Source organism: Phenylobacterium sp., from assembly GCF_044372605.1.
Classification (GTDB): domain Bacteria; phylum Pseudomonadota; class Alphaproteobacteria; order Caulobacterales; family Caulobacteraceae; genus Phenylobacterium.
The window spans coordinates 1-20,812 of record NZ_JBILRO010000035.1 but is presented as its reverse complement, the minus strand read 5'-3'; the positions used below and the strand labels follow the sequence as shown (position 1 = coordinate 20,812).

Below are 20,812 nucleotides of genomic sequence, written 5' to 3'. Positions count from 1 at the left end.
GCGGCTGCATTCCTTGATCAGAGCGTTGATGCGCAACGCCAGCTTGGGATCGTGCGCCTGCCAGTAAAGGTAGTCCTCCCAGGTCTGCTCACTGAAGATCAGCTTCATTCGGCCAGATCGTGCTCGCGACCCTCGCCTGCCTCCAGGGAGGCGACGGACGCCAGCAAGCGCTCGGCATTCGCCGGGCTGCGCAGCAGGTAGCGGGTCTCTTCGTACGAGGCGAAATCCTCCAGGGACATCAGCACAGCGGAAAACCCGGAGTTACGGTGACGGTGGCTATAACCCCCAAAACACCCTGCCGCAGCCAATCCGCCCTCGGGCAATTGCAACTGTCAACGCAATCCCAAACCGCGATCCGCAACAAAAACAACCCCCGCCTCATCCTACGACCGATCCTGACGTACCTCTGTGTTTCACTTCCATGCATGACCTCTCTTGCCCCTGATCGAGGCGCCGAAATGTTGGCCGAGCTGGCCGAGCTGGACCTTGGTGCGGCCCGGCACGTTCACGCCCAGCTCCTGGCCACCACGGAAGCCGACGACGTCGCCAGTCTCAGCCGGGCCTACCAGCGCGCCTCGCGCTGCCTGCGCCAGACCCTGGCGCTGAAGGCCAGGCTGGCCCGCGAGGCTGCGGAGGTCCGCGCACGAGCGGTCCCCCCGGCGACCCCGTTCGCGCCCCATGACCCGTCCGCCCTCCAGCGCGACCTGCTGCTGGACGAGCGCATCACCGGGCTGCAACGCGCCGTGAACGGCGTCATCCACGCGGCCCATCCCGACGACGAGGCCTTGCGAGAGGACCTCTACGAGCGGCTGGACCGCGAACTCGACGACTGGATCGAGACCGACGACTTCCTCACAGAAGACCTTGATCGCCAGGCCCGCCGCGCCTGCCGTCTTCTGGACCTGCCGGAAGACCTCGCCGTCCGCTGGCGCGATCTGCCCCGGCCCCCGCGCCCCGACCCCTGGGCCGGCCTCGACGAGATCGAGGACGAGCTCGGCGTCCCCGGCGGCCCCGCAGCCGCACGCAGGCTCGACACCGGCTGAGATGACCAGATTGCCGGCGCCCGGCGCTGCAAACCCTTGCGCCGCAAGCGCCACGCGCTAGGGTCTGGCAACATTGTTGTCTGGAGCGCGCATGGCCCAGGATCCGCCGGCTCAGGACCTGATGAACTACGAAGCCCTGGCGCAGGATGCGCTGCGGGGCGTGGCGAAGGCTGCGCTGAAGCGGGCGGCCTCACCCGAGGGGCTGCCGGGCGCACACCACCTTTATGTGACCTTCAAGACGGACGCGGCCGGGGTATCCGGGCCGAACGACCTGCTGTCGCGCTATCCCGATGAGATGACCATCGTGCTGCAGCACCAGTACTGGGACCTGGCGCCGGGCGAGACCTTCTTCTCCGTCACCCTCCAGTTCGGCGGCCAGCCCAAGCGGCTCTCCGTGCCCTACGCGGCGATCACCCGGTTCTATGATCCGTCGGTACAGTTCCTGTTGCAGTTCGAAGCGCCGCCGTCGGCGCCGCAGGAGGTCAAGGCTACGGTGGCAGAGGCTGTCGAGGCCAAGCCTGAAGCGCCCGCGAAATCTGGAGACGCCACGGTCGTCTCGCTGGATCAGTTCCGGAAAAAGTAAATCCGCATGACCGACGTTGTGAGCGCCGAACCCAAACCTCTCACGGACGAGGAAATCCTGGCCCGCTTCCTGCGGACCAAGAACCAGCCCACCGGCTCACAGACGCTGGGTTTCCGGATGGTGGCGGTCCATCAGGCGACAAAGTCGGTGGAGGTGGAGTTCGACGCCCGGGCCGAGCTGTTGCTCAATCCGATGAAGCAGATCCAGGGCGGATACCTCTGCGCCATGCTGGACGAGTGCATGAGCGTGGCCTGCATGGTGGCGTCCGGCATGACGGCAGTGGCGCCAACGCTGGAGATGAAGACCAGCTTCCTGCGTCCCGGTGCGCCGGGCAAGATCAAGGGGATCGGGCGCGTATTGAAGTGGGGCCGCCAGGTGGCCTTCACCGAAGGCGAACTCTTCGATCCCGAAGGTCGGATACTGGCAAAGGCCACCGGTACGGCGATCCCGACGCCCTTCACCAAGTACAAGTCCTGAGGGTCCCGGGATGGCCCGGCTTCTGGTCGCCCTCGCCCTGCTGTTCCTCCTCGGCTCAGGCCCTGCGCGGGCCCAGGCGCTGGCGGACTGGTCGGCGGTGGTGGTGGCCGGGGACTGGCATGCGCAAGACGGCGGGCCGACCGAGGCCTTCGACAATGCGCGTCGCGATGTGACCCTGGCGCTGGGCCGCATCGGCTTCAAGCCGGACAACATTCGCCAGTTTTCGGTGCGCCCGGAGCGCTACACGGACACCCGCCCGGAGAAGACCGACCCGCGTGGTATCTATGCGGCTCTGGTCGACCTCTCCGGCAAGGCGCCGGGCGGATGCCTGTTCTACCTGACATCACATGGCCTCCCGCAGGGCGCGCAGGTGGACCAGGGCATCCTGCAGCCCGGCGTGCTGGCCACCATGCTGGACCAGAGCTGCGGCGCGCGCCCTACTGTGGTGGTGATCTCGGCCTGTTTCTCCGGCGTCTATGTTCGCACTCTGGCGAAGCCCAACAGGATGGTGCTGACGGCCGCCCGCCCCGACCGCACGTCCTTCGGCTGCGGGCAGGACAACAAGTACCCCTATTTCGACGACTGCTTCCTGTCGTCCATGGGCGGCGCGCGCGACTTCAACGGACTGGCCGGAACCGTTCGCGAGTGCGTGCGCGTTCGGGAGATTGCGGAGAAGGCCAGCCCGCCCTCGGAACCCCAGTTCTGGGTTGGCGGCGCGCTGCGCCCAATGTTGCCGCTCTATACATTCGATAATCCGGCCAGAACCGACTAAAGCCTCGGCGATCCTGCGGAAGCCTCCGACACATTCCGGGTGCTATCCTGCGAGCTGCGAGCTGCGAGGGACGATTGAACGATCTGAAGATACGTTGGCCGGGTCTGGCGCTGGCCGCCGGACTGGCCCTTTGTCTGTCCATAGCCCCGGCGCAGGCCCAGACAGCGGCGGAGATTGCGCCCGCGCCTGCGACTGTGCCAGTCCAGCCCGGCATCGACCCTGTACGCCTCGAGGCCTTTGTGGATGGCTGGATGGCCGACGCCATGGCGCGCGAGCATGTGCCCGGCGCCGCAGTTTCCATCGTCCAGAACGGTCAGGTGATTTTCAAGAAGGGCTACGGTTTCGCGGATCTGACGCCGCGTCGTCGGGTGGATCCGGATCGCACCCTCTTTCGCATCGGCTCGATCTCCAAGACCTTCACCTGGGTGCTGCTGATGAAGGAGGTGGAAGCGCGGCGGATCCGTCTGGATCGCCCGATCAACCTCTACCTGCCCGAAAAGGTCCGCCTGCCCGGCGAGTCGCGAGAGGTGATGGTCCGCCACCTGATGGACCACAGCGCGGGCTTTGAGGACCGCGCCCTCGGCCAGCTGTTCGAGAACGAGGCCGGACGGGTGCGCCCACTGGACCTCTACCTTCGCCAGGAGCGCCCCGATCAGGTGCGGCCCGCCGGGCAGGTCGCCAGCTACTCCAACTATGGCGCGTCACTTGCGGGTGAGGCGCTAGCGTTTGTCTCCGGCAAGACCTTCGAGCGCCGGGTAGACGACGAAATCACCGGGCCGCTGGGCATGACGCGCACGACCTTCCGCGAGCCCCGCGCAGAGCGGCGCGGCCTGCCGGCATCCATGCCCGCCTATCTGGTCGCGGACGCAGCGCGTGGCTACGGCTGGCGCAACAGCGGCTTTGCGCCCAACGCCTGGGAGTTCATCGGCCAGACAGCGCCGGCGGGCTCAGCCTCCTCCACGGCGGGCGACATGTCGCGCTACATGCTGATGTTGCTGGGCGACGGCGCCTGGAACGGCGTCTCGATCTTCGGCCCACAGGCCGCAAGGGCATTCCGTACGCCGCTTCGGCGTGAGCCACCTGGTGTCAATGGCTGGGCTCACGGCTTCATGATCTTTGATCTGCCTGGCGGGCTGAAGGGCTATGGCCACCTGGGCGACACCCTGGCGTTTCACTCGAACATGACGCTAGCGCCCGCCCTGGGTCTGGGCGTGTTTGTCACAACCAATGGCGAAAGCGGTGGGTCGCTGGCCGGAGCCCTGCCGTCGGCGGTGTTGCAGCACTTCCATGGCGCGGCTCAGGTATTTCCCCGCCCGGGCACAACCGATCTCGCGGGCGCGCGCGCCGTGTTCAGCGGGAACTACCTTACCACCCGCCGCGCGTTCAGCGGCCTTGAGGGGTTCGTCACGCGCCTGGGCGGCGGGGCGGATGTGGAGGTGACCGCCGACGGGCGTCTGTTGCTGAAACGCCTGGGCGGTGTCGAGGCCTATGTGCCGGATGGGCCTGCAAAGGCGGGTCGGTTCATTTCCGCCAATGGCGACGAGCGGCTGGTGTTCCGGATTCAGGACGGACGGGCGACCGGGTTTCAAACCGCCTTCAATACCGAGACCCTGCAACGAACAGCCTTCTTCGACCGACCGTTTCTACTGATCGTGATGTCGGTCCTGACGGCGCTGGCCGCTGTAGCGACCTTTGCCGGGCTGGCATTGCGCAACACACGCGACCTTCGCCAGAACCAGGCCCAGGCCCGCGCCTCGATTGTGCAGGCGATGCAGGCGGGCCTGTGGGTCTCGGCGATGTTGCTCTTTGGGATCTGGGCCGCCGGTACATCTGACCAACAGGCTCTGGTGTATGACTGGCCCGGCGTATTGGTGGTGACCGCTTCGGCGTGCGCGCTGGTCGCCGCCGTGCTGACATTCATCACGCTGGCCGCCCTGCCCGCCATCTGGCAGGGCGGGCGGCGCGTGGAATCCTGGACAGGTCTGCGCAAGACCTTTTTCACGGTCACAGTGCTGGTTTACGCAGGGTTCTCGATCCTGCTTGCGATGGGCGGTGCCCTGGAGCCGTGGAGCCGATAGCCCGCACCCGAACCTCCCGCCCCTTAAACCTGCCTTAACCAACCACTGGGTAAATCCTGCCTACCATGGGGCGGAACGGCAATCGCGCGCCCCGGTTGATCGGACTGGAAGGGGCGCTCTGAAGTGAATCCGTTGATGGGCCTGCTTCAGCGGTTCGGCATCGGACGCGTGGCTGCCATGATCGGCATCGCTGCGGGCTTCACGGCGGTTATGGCCGCCATATTCCTGAACCTTGGCCAGCCCAAGTCGCTGCTCTACTCCAACCTGGACCTTAAGGAAGCCGGGTCGATCACGGCGGCTCTCGATCAGGCCGGGGTCAAGTACGAGGTCAAAGGCGACGGGTCGACCATCATGGTCCCGCGCGATGTGGTGGCTTCCACCCGCCTGATGTTGTCCGGCAAGGGACTGCCCACCGCAGGGTCCGTGGGCTACGAAATCTTCGACGACGCCAGTGCGCTAGGTCAAACCGATTTTGTGCAACAATTGAACCGTCAGCGTGCGCTGGAAGGCGAGCTGGCCCGCACCATCGGGGCGCTGGACGGCATCACCTCGGCCCGGGTCCACCTGGTGCTGCCCAAGCGTCAGCTGTTCGAGGAAGAAGCCGAGCAACCCGCATCGTCGGTGAGCATTGGTGTGGGCGGCCGCGAACCGACCGCCGAGCAGGTCCGCGCCATCCAGAACCTTGTCGCCGGCGCAGTGCCCAACATGCGGCCCGATCGCGTGACCGTCGTCGATCAGCACGCCAAAACCCTCTCAGGCGGTGAGACCGGCATGGCTGCCGAGGCCGATGGCCGCAAGTCCGAGGTCGAACAGCGCATCGCCAAGCAGGTGAAGACGCTGGTCGAGGGCCTGGTGGGTGCCGGAAAGTCCCGGGTAAATGTCACTGCCGACCTCGATCTGGCCCGCGTTACGACGCAGGAGGAAAAGTACGACCCTGACGGTCAGGTGATCCGTTCTGAAACCACGACAGAAGAGAACAGCCGCGAAAACTCGGCGGACGCATCTGGCCAGGCCTCGGTCGCCGCCAACATTCCGGGCGGTGCGCAGGGAGAAGAGACCGCGACGAACACCAACACGGCTGGCCGTCAGGATTCCACGACCAACTATGAGATTTCCAAGACCATCCGCACCGAAGTGAAGGAGCCCGGTACGGTCAAGCGCCTGTCGGTCGCGGTCGCTGTCGACGGGATCACGGCCGTCGGCGCAGGCGGCAAACCCGGCGCCTACACCCCAAGGTCCGCCGAGGAGATGCAGCGGATCGAGCAGTTGGTGCGGGCCTCTGTGGGCTTTGATCAGGAGCGTGGCGATCAGATCAGCGTGATCAACGTGAAGTTCCCGGTGGCCGCAGAGACCGGCGGCGTCGAAGCGGCGAACCCGCTCAAGGATTTCGACAAGAACGACATCATGCGCGCCGTGGAACTGGCGGTGCTGGCCATCGTCGGCATCCTGATGATCTTCTTCGTGGCCCGGCCGCTACTGGGCGCCGGCGGCAAGAAGGGCAAGGGTGCGGCCGCAGGTGGCGGCGCAGACGGCGGCCCGTCCCAGATCACCCGCGTGATGGTGATGCCAGACGGCCAGCAGGTGCAGGTGGCGGCTGACGGCAGCATGTCGCAGTTGGCCCTGCCCGGTCCCGGCGAAGATGGGCTGCGAATGGAAATGGCCAATGTCGAGGGTCAGGTCCGGGCCAACAAGGTCAAGCAGGTGTCCGACTTCGTGGCCGCCCACCCCGATGAGTCGGTCGCGATTCTTCGCTCCTGGCTGCATGAAACCGCCTGATGGCAAAGGCTCCCAGCAAGAACATCGTCGATACCTCCCGCCTGACGGGCGCAGAGAAGTGCGCCGTGATCCTATTGGCTCTGGGCGAAGAGCATGCGGCGGTGTGGAAGGCGCTCGACGAAGATGAGATCAAGGAGATCTCCCAGGCCATGGCCGGCCTGGGTAATGTGACCGCGAGCGTGGTCGAACAATTGCTGATGGAATTCGTCGCCGGGATGGCCAACACCGGCGCCATCATGGGCTCCTTCGAACAGACCCAGAGGCTGCTGGCCACCATCATGCCCGAGCACAAGGTCGAGTCCCTGATGGAGGAAATCCGGGGTCCGGCCGGACGGACCATGTGGGACAAGCTGGGCAATGTGAACGAGGCTGTCCTCGCCAACTATCTGAAGAACGAATACCCCCAGACGGTCGCGGTGGTGCTGTCGAAGATCAAACCCGATCATGCCTCGCGGGTGCTGTCGTCCCTTCCCGAAGACTTCGCACTGGAATGCGTGATGCGCATGCTGCGTATGGAGCCGGTGCAGCGCGATATCCTCGACAAGATCGAACAGACGCTGCGTATCGAGTTCATGTCGAACCTGGCTCGGACCACCAAGCGCGACAGCCATGAAATGATGGCCGACATCTTCAATGCCTTTGACCGCCAGACCGAGGCGCGCTTCATCACGGCTCTGGAAGAGCGCAACCGCGAGGCCGCCGAGCGCATCCGCGCCCTGATGTTCGTATTCGAGGATCTTTCGAAACTCGATCCTGGTGGCGTCCAGACCCTGCTTCGGACCGTGGAGAAGGACCGGCTGGCGCTGAGCCTCAAGGGCGCCTCCGACACGCTCCGTGAGATGTTCTTCTCCAACATGTCCGAACGCGCCTCGAAGATCATGCGCGAAGACATGGAGTCCATGGGCCCGGTGCGCCTCAAGGATGTGGACCAGGCGCAGATGGCCATCGTGCAGGTCGCCAAGGACCTCGCCAACAAGGGCGAGATCATGCTGGCCGGCTCGGGCAACGGCGATGATGAGTTGATCTACTGATGTCCGAAGCTCTCACCAGATTTCACTTTGATACCGAGTTTAGCGCCGCGGGCGACGCCACGGTGCTCTCGCCCCGGCCCAAGCGACTCTTCCCTGCCGATGAAGTGGAGCAAATTCGCGCCGCTGCCCATGCCGCCGGCGAGCGCGCCGCAATGGCCAGCGTGGCGGCCCATCATGCCCAGGCGCTTGGCGAGATTGCTGCAGCCTGCAACCAGGCCCTGCCACGTCTGGCGGAGGTAGCGCACGAACATCGGATCGCCTCGGCGGCCCTGGCGCTGGCCTGCGCGCGCGCCATCGCCTACGCCGCACTGGAGCGGTTCCCCGAGGCCCCGACCCTGGCGGCGCTGGAGTCCCTGGCTCGCGAGATCGACGCACAGCCACGCCTGGTTCTGACCGCCGATCCGGCGCTGGCTGACGCCCTTAGAATCACGCTGGAGGACGCCGCAAGGAACCTCGGATTTGAAGGCGCGGTCGTCGTGAAGCCGGACGGCGCATTCGGTCCTCACGCCTTCACCCTCGACTTCGGTGACGGTCACGCAACCTACGATCCCGAGGTCGCCGCCGAACGTGTCGCCGATGCCCTGCATGCCGCTCTCGCCTCGGAAGGGCTGCATGCCGAACCCCTGATTCCCGGCAATGAAAGCTGAAGCCATGGCCGATAACGATCTGAAACTTGACGAGTTCGGCGCCGGTGAGGGCGCGCTGCCTGAGGACTCGGGGGAAGACGGCAGAAGCGCGGCCGATCTGGTCACAGTCTTCGATGTACCGGTGGCCATTTCCGCCGTTCTTGGCAAATCGAGCATGACCGTGGCGCAGCTGCTGCAACTCACCCAAGGCAGCATCCTGGAGCTGGACCGTAAGGTCGGCGAAGCCATCGACATCTATGTGAACAACCGGCTGGTGGCGCGCGGCGAGGTCGTCATCGTCGACGAGCGGCTGGGCGTGACCATGACTGAAATCATCAAGGACGGCGACGCGGCGGTCTGATGCCGGCCTCGCGTGTGAAGGAGTAGATTCAAATGCGGCTTCTGGTCGTCGGAAAACTAAGCGGGCAACTCGCCACCGCCGTGAAAATGGCGATGAGCGCGGGCGCCAAGGTAAGCCACGTGGAGACCATCGAGGCAGCCACCCATGCCCTTCGATCGGGCCAGGGCGCGGATCTGCTGATGGTCGACTACGATCTCGACATCGCAGGCCTGATCGCGGCGAACGAGGACGAGAGGATCCGGGTGCCGGTGGTGGCGTGCGGCATCGCTGCGGACCCCCAGCGGGCGGCAGCCGCGATCCGCGCGGGCGCCAAGGAATTCATCCCTCTGCCGCCGGAGGCCGAGCTTATCGCCGCCGTGCTGGCCGCCGTGTCCGACGACAACCGCCCGATGGTGGTGCGCGATCCCAACATGCAGGTGGTGATCTCGCTGGCCGATCAGGTTGCAGGCTCCGATGCCTCGATCCTGATCACCGGCGAAAGCGGCGTGGGCAAGGAAGTGGTTGCGCGCTACGTGCATCAGAAGTCACGGCGCGCCAGCCGGCCGTTCATCTCGGTGAACTGTGCGGCGATCCCCGAGAACCTGTTGGAGAGCGAGCTCTTCGGCCACGAGAAGGGCGCCTTCACCGGCGCGCTGGCTCGCCGTATCGGCAAGTTCGAGGAGGCCACTGGCGGCACCCTGCTGCTCGATGAAATCTCCGAAATGGATACCCGCCTGCAGGCCAAGTTGCTGCGCGCCATCCAGGAGCGTGAGATCGACCGGGTTGGCGGGACCAAGCCCGTGAAAGTGGACATCCGCATTCTGGCCACCTCCAACCGTGACCTGGCGATGGCGGTGAAGGAGGGCACGTTCCGCGAAGACCTGCTTTACCGGCTCAACGTCGTGAACCTGCGGCTCCCGCCGCTTCGTGAACGCCCCGGCGACGTGGTGGCGATGGCCGAATTCTTCGTCAAGAAGTACGCTGCGGCCAACAGCCTCCCGGAAAAGCCCCTTTCCCTGGAGGCGCGGCGTCGCTTGGTCGGTCACCGCTGGCCGGGCAATGTGCGCGAACTGGAAAACGCCATGCACCGTGCGGTGCTTCTGGCCCCCGGTCCCGAGATCGACGAACTGGCTATTCGGTTGCCCGACGGTCAGCCCCTGGCGGCGCCAGACGCACACACCCGCACCGCGCTGGCTGCCGTCACCGCTGCCGAAACCATCAGCCGCGCCTTCGTCGGGCAGACCGTGGCCGAGATGGAGCAGCACCTGATCATCGAGACCCTGGAGCATTGCTTCGGCAACCGCACACATGCGGCCAACATCCTGGGCATCTCGATCCGGACGCTGCGCAACAAGCTGAAGGAGTACGGCGAAGCCGGCGTCTCCGTCCCCGCCCCGCAAATGGGCCAGAGCGCGGCATAACGGACACACTGAATGGCTGAAGCCGCCTACCGTTACGATACAGCGCCCTCCGCCGGCCGGGTCTGGAGTTGGGTGGCGCGTGGCGAGGTGTTGCTCGCACTTGGCGTGGTGGGCGTCGTCGTCCTGCTCATCGTGCCGATCCCGGCATGGCTGCTCGACGCCTTGCTGTCGCTCTCGATCGCGTCATCGATCCTGATCCTGATGACCTCGCTATTGATCAAGAAGCCCCTGGAGTTCACGGCGTTTCCCACCGTGCTGCTGGGCGTGACCCTATTCCGACTGGCGCTCAATATCGCGACGACCCGCCTGATCCTCAGCCACGGCCACGAGGGGGTCCACGGGGCCGGCCACGTCATCGAGACCTTCGGCAAGCTGATGATGGGTGGCAACTTCGCCATCGGCGTCATCGTCTTCATCATCCTGGTGGTGGTGAACTTCGTGGTGATCACCAAGGGCTCGGGGCGGATCGCCGAGGTGGCCGCAAGATTCACCCTGGATTCCATGCCCGGCAAGCAGATGGCCATCGACGCCGACCTCTCATCAGGCCTGATCGACACCGACGAGGCAAAGATCCGGCGGAAGGAACTGGAGCAGGAATCCACCTTCTTCGGCGCCATGGATGGCGCGTCCAAGTTCGTGCGTGGCGATGCAGTGGCGGGTCTTGTAATCTTGGCGGTCAATGTGATCGGCGGCATCCTGATTGGCGTGCTGCAACACGATGTACCGATGGGCGAGGCGTTTTCGACCTATACCATCATGAGCATCGGCGACGGTCTGGTCAGCCAGATCCCGGCCCTGATCGTCTCGATTGCGGCCGGCTTCCTGGTCTCGAAGGCCGGCGTTGAAGGCTCGGCCGACAAGGCGCTGGTCACCCAGCTGGCCACAAATCCGATCAGCCTGGGCATGGTCTCGGCGGCAGCCGGCGTACTGGCCGCGATCCCTGGCATGCCGGTCATCCCGTTCGCGCTGGTATCCATCGGCGCAGGCGTTCTGGCCTGGAACCGGTCCAAGGCCGCCTCGCAGCCGGAGCCTGTCAGTATCGTAGAGGCGCCGACCGAGGCCGAGGACGAGCCCATTGCCCAGACCCTGGCCATCGACGAAATCAAGATCGAACTGGGCTACGGCCTGCTGCCCCTGATCAACGACCTGGAGGGTCGCCGCCTGACCGACCAGATCAAGGCGCTGCGCCGTACTCTGGCCGCCGACTTCGGCTTTGTCATGCCAAGCGTGCGTATCCTCGACAACATGCGCCTGCCCTCCATGGGCTATTGCCTGCGCATCAAGGAGATGGAGGCCGGATCCGGCGAGGTCAGGATCGGCCAGCTGATGGCGATGGATCCTCGCGGCGGCCAGATCGAGCTACCCGGCGAGCACATGAAGGAACCGGCCTTCGGTCTGCCTGCGACCTGGATCGATGACAGCCTGCGCGAGGAAGCCACGTTCCGCGGCTACACCATCGTTGACCCGGCCACGGTGATGACCACCCACCTGACCGAGATCCTCAAGGAGAACATGCCGGACCTGCTCACCTATGCCGAAGTCCAGAAGCTGCTGAAGGAGCTTCCGGCCGAGCAGAAGAAGCTATCCGAAGACCTGATCCCCACGGTGGTCACGGCGACGACCGTTCAGCGCGTGCTGCAGGCCCTGTTGCGCGAACGGGTTTCGATACGCGATCTGGGCGCCATCCTGGAAGGCATCGGCGAGGCGGCACCGCACACCACGTCCATCACCCTGCTGGTCGAACAGGTCCGCGGCCGTCTGGCGCGGCAGCTTTGCTACGCCCATCGCGGCGAAGACGGCGCATTGCCCATCGTCACCCTTTCGGCCGAGTGGGAAAACGCCTTCGCCGACGCCCTGGTGGGAACCGGTGACGACAAGCAACTGGCACTGGCCCCCTCGCGTCTCCAGGAATTCATCCGTGGCATCCGCGAGACTTTTGAACGCGCCGCCCTGGCAGGTGACAGCCCGGTGTTGTTGACCAGCCCAGGCGTTCGGCCTTACGTCCGCTCCATCATCGAACGCTTCCGCGGCCAGACCCCGGTGATGAGCCAGAACGAGATACATCCGCGGGCGCGACTGAAGACCGTGGGTGCGCTTTAACCGTAGTGCGGCGAGCTGCGATCCACTGGGGCATGGCCTGTCGCTGACCCATCGGGATCAAGCGTTGTCCTGGACAGGCTCAGGCCCAACCACCGCGCATCTCCAACTGGAGACCGCCCATGACCCCATTGTCTCACTCACGTTTTTCGCCCCGCGCGACCCGACGGGCGATTGCCCAGGCCCTGCTCTGCGCTGAACGCTGCCCTGGCCGCCACCGGCATGGCTGTAGTGGGCGTGATACTGAATCTGACGCTGTCATTAGGCCCGCAAAATCGTTGTCAGGGCGGATGAGCAACTTCTCCGCCAGGCTCGGCGCCAGCCGCCGTGACCGTCCGGGGAGCCTTCCACGCTCTCCGCCGTTGCAGGCGCGCTCCCCGGCTGGTAGCGGTGCGAATTACGGGGCCGTGTCCCCGATGCTTCGAATCTCGGGATACGGATGCGTCGACCTCTCCAAAGACCGCACGGCCAGGGCGCAGGCTTCCTCTGGGACCTGCTGACCTTTGAAAAGATGCTGACGGGCAGCGTGGTCCACCTGGTTTACTGGGCGGGGCTCGGCATCATCGGCATCATTGCATTTGGTGTGCTGGGCGCCTCGGTGGGCGTAGCCGTGCGCGAGAGCAATATCTTCCTGGGCCTGCTGCTGGCGCTGGGTATCCTCGGCGTGGGCCTGTTGGGCGTGGGCGTAGGCGTGCTGCTCTGGCGCGCCTTCTGCGAGTTCTACGTGACCATCTTCAAGATCAGCGAGGACCTGCACGTTCTGCGCACCGACGTCGAGGCGGAACGCGCACGCCAGGCTGGCGGACCACCGACGGCCTAACGTCCAGCGGACGCCCTGCGCAATCCCAGCTCATCCAAGGCCGCCACTTCCCGGCGGCCCAGTTCCTTGCGCTCATCCACGCGGATATTTTCGGCGATCTGTTCGTACTTCTTCTGGGCCTCGAACGCCTCGGCCAGGGCGTCTCGGGCGCCCTGCTCTTCCATCAGGATGAGGTCGATGGCCGATTGGGCGCTGGCCTTCCGGAGCTTCAGGCCGTCCATGAAGCCGGCGCGATAGAGGCCGGTCGCAGCTTCGTCCGCCGTGAAGGCCAACTCCGCCTCGCCCTCGGCTTCCAGCATGGCCAGCTTCAACTCGGCGGCGACACGACGGTCGACAATCTCCGACAGGCGCTTCTGCAGCACCTCGGCCTCATAGCTCGACAGCTTGATAAGCGACTTTGCCCAACTCACGCGGCGGCTCCGTTCAGGATCTGGTCAAGGCCGTCGAATGAGGCCTCAAGACTGGTGGCGTCGTCCTTGCCCTGCCCGAGGAACGCCTCGATCGCCGGGTTCAGGGCGATGGCGCGGTCGATCAGCGGGTCGGCGCCGGCGCGATAGGCGCCGATGCGGATCAGCTCTTCCATATTGGCGTAGGCCGACATCGTCTGGCGGGCCTGACTGACGATCTCGCGTTCGTGCGGTTCAAGGCAACCGGGCATTGTGCGACTGATTGACTTCAGCACATTGATCGCCGGGAAGCGTCCGCGCTCCGCAATGGTTCGCTCCATGACGATGTGCCCGTCCAGAATCCCTCGCACAGCGTCAGCGATGGGTTCATTGTGGTCGTCGCCGTCCACCAGCACGGTGAAGAGACCGGTGATCGGGCCCGCCCTGGTGCCGTCGGGTCGGATCGGTCCAGGACCGGCACGCTCCAGCAGCTTAGGCAGTTCGGTGAAGACCGTCGGGGTATAGCCTTTGGTGGTCGGCGGTTCGCCTGCGGCCAGGCCGATCTCGCGCTGGGCCATGGCGAAGCGCGTGACGCTGTCCATCAGGCACAGCACTTCCATGTCCTGGTCCCGCAGGAATTCGGCGATGGCCATGGTCATGTAGGCAGCCTGGCGGCGCTTGAGCGCGGGTTCATCGGATGTTGCGACCACGACGATGGCGCGCTTTAGCCCCTCCTCGCCCAAAGTCTCCTCGATGAACTCGCGAACCTCCCGGCCCCGTTCACCGATCAGGCCCACGACCACGGCGTCGCAGTCGGCGTTCTTGGCCAGCATGGACAGCAGCACCGACTTACCGACGCCGGAGCCTGCAAACACACCGAGGCGCTGGCCACGGCAGCAGGTCGTGAAGACGTTCATCGCCCGGACGCCCAAGTCCAGGCGCGGCCCTACACGGTCGCGGGCGTGGGCCGAAGGCGGCGCCGCGCGCAGCGGATAGGCGGCGATGCCCTGTGGCAATGGCCCCTTGCCATCGATGGGCTGGCCGAAGCTGTCGACGATGCGGCCCAGCCAGGCCTTGGTAGGGCGTACGGCGGAGCCCAACGGCTGTATCTGGATTTCGGCGCCGGGGGCCACGCCCTCCACCGGCCCGAACGGCATCAGCAGAGCGCGGTTCTCGCGGAAACCTACGACCTCGGCTGCGACGGACTTGTCGTTAAAGCGCGCGATCTCGGCGCGAGCGCCGACAGCCAATCTGGACAGGCCGCCACGCGCCTCGATCAACAGGCCGTTTACCGCCGCCACGCGACCGGAAACCGTCAGGGGATCCAGCCGCTCGACCGCGGCCACCAGGTTCTTCACGCGCGCTCCCCAAGGTCCAGAACAGACCTTCGTCGAGTCGCGCTTAAGGGGTGGTGAAGATCAGGGCCTAGTAGACGTTTGAAACTGCACTGCGTCCCGCATCGTCGCGGCGCAGCCGCGCGACCCTGGCGCCAATGGCCATTGACGAGGCTCGCGCCTCATCCATCAAGTCATTCCCCTTGATCAGAGCGTCCGTGACCAGCGCCTGTCCCCTGGCCATTGCATCTTCAAGGATCGGGCTGGCCGCCTCTGTAATGCGCTCGCGGTTGCGCCAGGCCAGGATGCCAGCCAAGCCCAGAAGGAGGGCTCCAGCCAGCAGCAGGGGGGTTGCAGGTACGGAGCGACCCGCCGGGGCCATCAGTGCTCGCGCGTGCTTCTGCCGACCATGTGCAAGCGGCAGGCGATAGCGTTCGAGGGTGTGCGGGTTGTCGGTCATGGGAGATCTCCGGCCTGAACTGCCACTCCAGAACCCCTTGCAACCCAACGGGTTCCGCCATCCCGTTCGGCGCGCGTGTCCAATCACAAAAGATTCAACACCGGCAAAAGCTCTCGCCCCGTCAATCCGCCTTGTTCCCGAATCCGAAATCAGATTAACGATTCGAGGTGAGGGGCGTTCACCATTAACCAGTCTTAAAGAACGACTGGGGCAGGTTAATGAAATGGGCGTGGGCGGATTCAACAGAGTTCGTCAGGAATGCGGGACGCGGTAGGAGAGCCGGATGCGCGTATTGTTGATCGAGGATGATAGCGCGACAGCGCAAAGCATCGAGTTGATGCTGAAATCTGAAGGTTTCAATGTCTATACGACGGACCTCGGTGAGGAAGGCGTCGATCTGGGCAAGATTTACGACTACGATCTGATCCTGCTGGACCTCAACCTGCCCGACATGAGCGGCATGGATGTTCTGCGCACGCTGCGCGTCGGCAAGATCAACACGCCGATCATGATCCTGTCGGGCACGGCCGAGATCGAGACCAAGGTAAAGACGTTCTCCGGCGGCGCCGACGACTACATGACCAAGCCGTTCCACAAGGACGAGCTGGTGGCCCGCATTCACGCGGTGGTGCGTCGCTCCAAGGGCCACGCCCAGTCGGTCATCAAGACCGGCGACATCCTGGTGAACCTCGACGCCAAGACCGTGGAAGTGAGCGGCCTGCGCGTCCACCTCACCGGCAAGGAATATCAGATGCTGGAGCTACTTTCGCTCCGCAAGGGTACGACCTTGACCAAGGAAATGTTCCTGAACCACCTCTATGGCGGCATGGACGAGCCCGAGCTGAAGATCATCGACGTGTTCATCTGCAAGCTTCGCAAAAAGCTGGCAGCCGCCGCCGACGGCAAGCATCACATCGAGACGGTCTGGGGTCGCGGCTATGTGCTTCGCGATCCGCAAGAGGCCATGGAGACCGTCGCCGCCTGATCCGCAGCGCCCCTGCAGACGTTGAGACGCCCGCCTTACCGGCGGGCGTTTTCGTTTGGGCCGGGGTAGTCTAACCTGGCACTCTGGAACGTTGGGGGGCGCGAGACAATGAGAGCGTTTCTGGCCCTGGTACTGGCGCTGATCGCCGGCGCGTGGATTGCCTACTCCAGCCAGAGGTTGCCGGACACGGTCCCGGCGAGTGGGGCAGCAACGGATTTCTCAGCGGACCGCGCCTTTGAGGATGTAGAGCGGTTTGCCGAAGCGCCGCATCCCATCGGCACAGCCGCGAACGCCCGGGTCCGCGATGAGTTGATGCAGCGGATGGCGCAGATGGGGCTCTCGCCGCAGGTCCGCCCGGGCATTGGAGCCAGGGGCTTCCGCCAGGCGCCGCAACTGGTCGCCTCAGGGTATGTCGAGAACGTCGTGGGCGTGTTGCCGGGGCGAGACCGCACCGCGCCGGCGCTGGCCCTGATGGCGCACTACGACAGCGTTCCAGCCTCGCCGGGCGCGGCCGACGATATCATGGGCGTGGCGACCATCCTGGAGACCGTGCGCGCCATAAAGGCCAAGGGCGTTCCGGCCCGTGACGTTGTGGTGCTGATCACCGATGGCGAGGAAGCCGGACTGCTGGGCGCCAATCACTTCTTCCGGCGAGATCCGTTCGCCCGGCGACTTGGGCTGGTCATCAATGTGGAAGCGCGCGGCAGTAGCGGCCGGGTCCAGATGTTCCAGACCAGTCCGGAAAATGGCGGCCTGATCGAGCTCTACCAGCGCACGGCCGTTCGCCCCGCCTCATCCTCCCTGGCCGTGCTGGTATATGAAAACCTGCCCAACGACACGGACCTGACAGAGGCCCTCGAGGTCGACATCCCCGGTCTGAACTATGCAATCATCGGAAGCCAGTTCGATTACCACAGCGCCACCGCCACGCCGCGCAACCTCGACCGCGGGTCCCTGCAGGATATGGGAAACCAGGTGCTGGCCGTTGCCGCTGAGGCGGCCTTCGCCAGCCGCCTGCCGGTCAGAGCGCCCTCGGTGATTTACGCCAATCTGTTTGGCGACATTGTCCTGGCCTACCCCATCTGGTTCGGCTGGATCCTGATCGGCGCCATCGTCGTCTTGATGGCGTTTGCCGTGCGGTGGGCGCGCCACGACGGAGCCTTTCCGGTCACCGATATTCTGCGAGGCGCAGGCGGATTGCTCTTTGCGACGCTCTCAACGGTGGCGTTGCTGCAGTTTGCGCGACGGCTGACCGGGGCCGGTTTTGGCTATCTGGAACAACGCGTGCTGCTGGCGCAGGAGGTGCGTTGGGAATGGGCCGTGGCACTTGTCGTGCTGGGGACGGTGTTGCTGGCGGTGGCTGCCATGAATTCGTCCCGTCGCTGGCTGGCAGTCCTGCCGTTGTTAGCCGGGCTGGGCTGCTCGGCGCTTGGCGGGTTCGATATGGTCGGCGCGGTCAGCGGCGGTCTCGCGGCCCTGATCGGCCTGGTCACCTTTAGCCGACCCGTCTCGCGCAAGGGCGCATGGGCAGGCGCTCTGCTGGTCGGCCTGCTGTTGGCGGTGGCGGTCCAGGCCTTTGCGCCCGGAGCATCCTTTCTGCTGGTATGGCCGTTGCTGGTGGCCGTTTTCGCGGCCGCTGTCACGGCGCTGGGGTCAAGGCGCAGTAGCCTCGCGCTGGCGATGTTGGCGGTCCTCGCCGCCGCAGGCCTCGGCTGGGTGGGTGGATTCGCCCACTTCATCTTTGTAGGCATGGACATGGTGGCTGTGTTCGCCCTGCCCGCCATGTTGCTCGCCATCCTGATCTGGCCAGTGGCCCAGCCTGAGGAAGGCGCACGTCTGGGCCTCTTGCCGGGCGCCGTATTGCTGATCTCGGGACTGGCGGTCACGCTGTCTGTTCGGTCGAATGACCCCTGGACCCCGCGCCATCCCGATATTGCCTACGTCGGCTACCAGATGGATCAGGACACCGGCCGCGCCTGGCGGTTCAGCCCGGCGCGAGATCATGGGAGCTGGGTCCAGACCGTCCTTGGCGCCGACGGCGGGACGGTCGCTCGCCTGGACCATTGGGCGTGGCCGCAGACGATGCTGGCGGCCCCGGCGCCGCCTGTGCCCGAGCCCCCGCCCCTGATCGCTCTGCAGCGTGGTCCAGGCGAAGTCCTGAACCTGGGCGCCATCGCACCCTCTGGCGCCCGTACGCTGGTGCTGCGGATACGCTCAACCGTCCCTGGCGCCATCGTGGCGATTGGAGACGTACCGGTTTCGATCCCCCTCACCCCCGGGAAATGGTCACGTGTCTCCTGGGCCACGGCCGCGCGACCACTGGACCTGACGATCAAGGCCGCGGGTTCCGGGCGCATGGACGTGCGCTATGCGGTGACCCTGCCGCGCTGGCCCGCCGGGGTTGCGCCGCTGCCTGCGCGCCCAACCGACCTCATGGTCTGGGACAACTCCGACTCCACCTTCCTGGCGGGAACCCGCGCCTTTACTTGGTGAAGTCCGTACAGCCGGCTATTCACAACGACATGAGCGACGTCACCATCTATCACAATCCGGGCTGCGGAACCTCCCGCAACACCCTGGCGCTGCTGCGCGAGCATGGCGTGGAGCCTGTCGTGGTGGAGTACCTGAAGACCGGCTGGACCAAGGCGCAGCTTCGGGACCTGTTGGTCCGCATGGGCGTGTCCGCCAGGGATATCCTGCGCGTTCGGGGCACCGAGGCCGAAACCCTGGGCCTGACCCGACCTGGCGTGAGCGATGAGGTCCTGATCGCCGCCATGGTGGCCGACCCGAAGCTGGTCGAACGGCCGATCGTGGTATCGCCGACGGGCGTCGCCCTCTGCCGGCCTGCGGATCGCGCCCTGGACCTGCTCCCGGCGACGCAATGACGGGCAGGCCGTGAGCAACCCCCCCGGCGAGACGCCCCGCGAACGGGCCGCCCGGATGATCCGTGATCGGGTCGCCGGCTGGGACGGCGTGCCGACCATTGAACAGCTGAACGGGATCCTGCGGCTTACCGCCATGTGGCGGTCCATTGCGCTGGCCCAGACCTTCATTGCCCACTCCGGTGGGACTACTGTGTCCGGCGGGCCATTCGCTGGGATGAAGTATGTCGACACGGCAACCGAAGGCGCGCTGATCGCGCGCCTGCTTGGGGTTTATGAATCAGAGCTGCATCCTCATTTCGAAGACTTCATCGCCGAAGGCCTCGACTGCGTGATCGATGTGGGGTGCGCCGAGGGCTACTACGCGGTGGGCCTGGCCCTGCGGATGCCCGAGACGACCATCTACGCCTTCGACATTCTGGAAACGGCCCGCGCTGCGTGCGCGGGCATGGCCGCGAACAATGGCGTCGCGGAGCGTGTGGTCATTGGCGGTGAATTGCGGCCCGAGGACTTCCAGCAATTTGCCGGCCGGCGCGCACTGGTGCTGGTGGACGCCGAGGGCGCCGAGGTAGACATACTCGATCCGGCGCGGGGACCCGCACTGGCGAGCATGAACATCATCGTCGAAACCCACGACGTCTATCGGCCCGGCGCGCTGGCCACCCTGATGGAGCGGTTTTCGCCCACCCACGAAATTCAGCGCGTGGATCAGGACTTCAAGGCCTATGAGCCGCCAGAGTGGGTCAAGGACCTGAACCATCTGGACCAGCTTCTGACGGTGTGGGAGTGGCGTCAGCGCCCCACACCCTGGCTGGTCATGCGGCCGAAATCCGGCTGAACGCCAAGGTTTTGACCCTTCTCAAGGCGTCTGACCTCGCCCAGAGGTCCGCTCAGCTCATGACCTCACCCTCAAAACTCACAAATCTGCTGCTGGGCAGCCTGCTTGCGCTTGCGGCCACGTCAGCATCTGTTTCGGCGGCGACACCGGATAGGGGGGGAACCCTGGTCCGCCGCCATTGTGGTGGGTGTCATGCTGTTTCCAGTACGGGAGATAGCCACGTACCTGCCGCGCCCAGATTTCGTGAGTTGCACAAGCGATATGACCCGGAAGTCCTGGCGGAAGCGCTGGCCGAGGGCATCCTCACTGGCCACCCACTGATGCCTGAGTTTCGCTTCGAGCCTGACGACGTGCAGGCGATCATTCTCTATCTCAAATCACTGCAGTCGAAGCAGGCAGGATAGAGGCCATAAAGAAACGCCCGGCCAAAGGCCGGGCGTTCCAGTAACAGGCCAGGCCGTCGGATCAGTCGAACACGATCACAGAGCGCGCCACCGCGCCGGTCTTCATTTCCTCGAAGGCCTCATTCACCTGGTCCAGGCGGATGCGGCGCGAGATCATGTCGTCGAGGTGCAGCTTGCCGGCCATGTAGGAGTCCACCAGGCGCGGCATGTCGACCGGGAAGCGGTTTGAGCCCATCAGCGAGCCCTGGATGCGCTTTTCGCCCAGGAAGGCGGCGCCCATCAGACTGATCATCTGACCCACCGGGATCATGCCGATGATGTTGGCTGTGCCGCCGCGACGCAGCATGTTGAACGACTGCTCGGCAGTGACAGACAGACCAATGGCCTCAAAGGAGTGCTGCACACCGCCGCCGGTGAGGTCCATGACCTCCTTCACGGCATCCGGTCCGCCCATGACGA

At 65.2% G+C, this 20,812-nt stretch carries 23 protein-coding genes; 17 read left to right on the top strand and 6 right to left on the bottom strand.

The genetic code is table 11. The annotated features are described in order from the left end of the window. Together ACIQ42_RS05260 and ACIQ42_RS05255 are read right to left on the bottom strand one after the other, a co-directional pair. Positions 1-108 (bottom strand): type II toxin-antitoxin system YoeB family toxin (locus ACIQ42_RS05260; protein WP_397421160.1); only part of this gene is annotated, 108 nt, incomplete at its 3' end. After that, positions 105-329: a type II toxin-antitoxin system Phd/YefM family antitoxin gene (locus ACIQ42_RS05255; protein ID WP_397421158.1), complete on the bottom strand. Its 225-nt coding sequence runs from the start codon at positions 327-329 to the stop codon at positions 105-107. The genes ACIQ42_RS05255 and ACIQ42_RS05260, both read right to left, overlap by 4 nt. Positions 330-458: 129 nt before the next feature. On the opposite strand from ACIQ42_RS05255, the gene ACIQ42_RS05250 reads away from it, so the two are divergent. From ACIQ42_RS05250 to ACIQ42_RS05195, 12 genes are all read left to right on the top strand, one after another. After that, positions 459-1,043 (top strand): hypothetical protein, encoded by a 585-nt coding sequence (locus ACIQ42_RS05250; protein ID WP_397421157.1) that lies wholly within the window; start codon positions 459-461, stop codon positions 1,041-1,043. A 91-nt stretch (positions 1,044-1,134) separates the two neighbouring features. Then, a complete protein-coding gene (locus ACIQ42_RS05245) occupies positions 1,135-1,626 on the top strand; it encodes an SspB family protein (RefSeq protein ID WP_397421156.1) in 492 nt (163 codons plus the stop codon). A gap of 6 nt (positions 1,627-1,632) precedes the next feature. Beyond that, positions 1,633-2,103 carry a PaaI family thioesterase gene (locus tag ACIQ42_RS05240; RefSeq protein WP_397421155.1) on the top strand — a complete coding sequence of 157 codons (471 nt, stop codon included), beginning with the start codon at positions 1,633-1,635 and terminating at the stop codon, positions 2,101-2,103. 10 nt (positions 2,104-2,113) lie between these two features. Beyond that, positions 2,114-2,875 carry a C13 family peptidase gene (locus ACIQ42_RS05235; protein ID WP_397421154.1) on the top strand — a complete coding sequence of 254 codons (762 nt, stop codon included), beginning with the start codon at positions 2,114-2,116 and terminating at the stop codon, positions 2,873-2,875. A gap of 74 nt (positions 2,876-2,949) precedes the next feature. After that, positions 2,950-4,953: a serine hydrolase domain-containing protein gene (locus tag ACIQ42_RS05230; RefSeq protein WP_397421153.1), complete on the top strand. Its 2,004-nt coding sequence runs from the start codon at positions 2,950-2,952 to the stop codon at positions 4,951-4,953. A 135-nt stretch (positions 4,954-5,088) separates the two neighbouring features. Continuing rightward, complete coding sequence (fliF, locus tag ACIQ42_RS05225) at positions 5,089-6,729, top strand: flagellar basal-body MS-ring/collar protein FliF (RefSeq protein WP_397421152.1); 1,641 nt, start codon at positions 5,089-5,091, stop codon at positions 6,727-6,729. Next, positions 6,729-7,760 carry a flagellar motor switch protein FliG gene (gene fliG / locus ACIQ42_RS05220; protein ID WP_397421151.1) on the top strand — a complete coding sequence of 344 codons (1,032 nt, stop codon included), beginning with the start codon at positions 6,729-6,731 and terminating at the stop codon, positions 7,758-7,760. The genes fliF and fliG overlap by 1 nt, the downstream gene beginning before the upstream one ends. After that, on the top strand, positions 7,760-8,407 hold the full coding sequence (locus ACIQ42_RS05215) for a flagellar assembly protein FliH (protein WP_397421150.1): 648 nt from the start codon (positions 7,760-7,762) through the stop codon (positions 8,405-8,407). The genes fliG and ACIQ42_RS05215 overlap by 1 nt, the downstream gene beginning before the upstream one ends. Before the next feature lie 4 nt (positions 8,408-8,411). Beyond that, positions 8,412-8,747 (top strand): flagellar motor switch protein FliN, encoded by a 336-nt coding sequence (gene fliN / locus ACIQ42_RS05210; RefSeq protein ID WP_397421159.1) that lies wholly within the window; start codon positions 8,412-8,414, stop codon positions 8,745-8,747. Between the two features lie 32 nt (positions 8,748-8,779). Next, positions 8,780-10,147, top strand: coding sequence for a sigma-54 interaction domain-containing protein (locus ACIQ42_RS05205; protein ID WP_397421149.1), 1,368 nt, complete (start codon positions 8,780-8,782; stop codon positions 10,145-10,147). A 12-nt stretch (positions 10,148-10,159) separates the two neighbouring features. Continuing rightward, a complete protein-coding gene (gene flhA / locus ACIQ42_RS05200) occupies positions 10,160-12,247 on the top strand; it encodes a flagellar biosynthesis protein FlhA (RefSeq protein WP_397421148.1) in 2,088 nt (695 codons plus the stop codon). Between the two features lie 436 nt (positions 12,248-12,683). Next, positions 12,684-13,064, top strand: a complete 381-nt coding sequence (locus tag ACIQ42_RS05195; RefSeq protein WP_397421147.1) for a DUF4282 domain-containing protein — start codon at positions 12,684-12,686, stop codon at positions 13,062-13,064. On the opposite strand, the gene ACIQ42_RS05190 is transcribed toward ACIQ42_RS05195, so the two are convergent. From ACIQ42_RS05190 to ACIQ42_RS05180, 3 genes are all read right to left on the bottom strand, one after another. Next, complete coding sequence (locus ACIQ42_RS05190) at positions 13,061-13,474, bottom strand: flagellar export protein FliJ (protein WP_397421146.1); 414 nt, start codon at positions 13,472-13,474, stop codon at positions 13,061-13,063. The two genes, ACIQ42_RS05195 and ACIQ42_RS05190, sit on opposite strands and share 4 nt — an antisense overlap. Further along, positions 13,471-14,808 (bottom strand): flagellar protein export ATPase FliI, encoded by a 1,338-nt coding sequence (gene fliI, locus ACIQ42_RS05185; protein ID WP_397421145.1) that lies wholly within the window; start codon positions 14,806-14,808, stop codon positions 13,471-13,473. Before fliI ends, ACIQ42_RS05190 begins: the two co-directional genes overlap by 4 nt. Before the next feature lie 67 nt (positions 14,809-14,875). Further along, the gene (locus tag ACIQ42_RS05180; RefSeq protein ID WP_397421144.1) at positions 14,876-15,244 is read right to left on the bottom strand and encodes an LPXTG cell wall anchor domain-containing protein; all 369 of its coding nucleotides are present in this window, start codon (positions 15,242-15,244) and stop codon (positions 14,876-14,878) included. Positions 15,245-15,527: 283 nt separating this feature from the next. Between ACIQ42_RS05180 and ctrA the strand changes: the two genes are divergently transcribed. The 5 genes from ctrA (at position 15,528) to ACIQ42_RS05155 (ending at position 20,353) form a co-directional block, all read left to right on the top strand. Next, the gene (gene ctrA / locus ACIQ42_RS05175; RefSeq protein WP_397421143.1) at positions 15,528-16,229 is read left to right on the top strand and encodes a response regulator transcription factor CtrA; all 702 of its coding nucleotides are present in this window, start codon (positions 15,528-15,530) and stop codon (positions 16,227-16,229) included. A 108-nt stretch (positions 16,230-16,337) separates the two neighbouring features. Beyond that, entirely contained in the window at positions 16,338-18,722 is a 2,385-nt protein-coding gene (locus tag ACIQ42_RS05170) for a M20/M25/M40 family metallo-hydrolase (protein WP_397421142.1), read from the top strand. Positions 18,723-18,751: 29 nt separating this feature from the next. After that, positions 18,752-19,114, top strand: a complete 363-nt coding sequence (gene arsC, locus ACIQ42_RS05165) for an arsenate reductase (glutaredoxin) (protein WP_397421141.1) — start codon at positions 18,752-18,754, stop codon at positions 19,112-19,114. Positions 19,115-19,124: 10 nt separating this feature from the next. Further along, positions 19,125-19,949, top strand: coding sequence for a hypothetical protein (locus ACIQ42_RS05160; RefSeq protein ID WP_397421140.1), 825 nt, complete (start codon positions 19,125-19,127; stop codon positions 19,947-19,949). 59 nt (positions 19,950-20,008) lie between these two features. Next, on the top strand, positions 20,009-20,353 hold the full coding sequence (locus tag ACIQ42_RS05155; protein ID WP_397421139.1) for a c-type cytochrome: 345 nt from the start codon (positions 20,009-20,011) through the stop codon (positions 20,351-20,353). A gap of 61 nt (positions 20,354-20,414) precedes the next feature. On the opposite strand, the gene ACIQ42_RS05150 is transcribed toward ACIQ42_RS05155, so the two are convergent. Further along, positions 20,415-20,812: zinc-binding dehydrogenase (locus tag ACIQ42_RS05150; RefSeq protein WP_397421138.1), on the bottom strand; the 398-nt coding region annotated here is incomplete at its 5' end.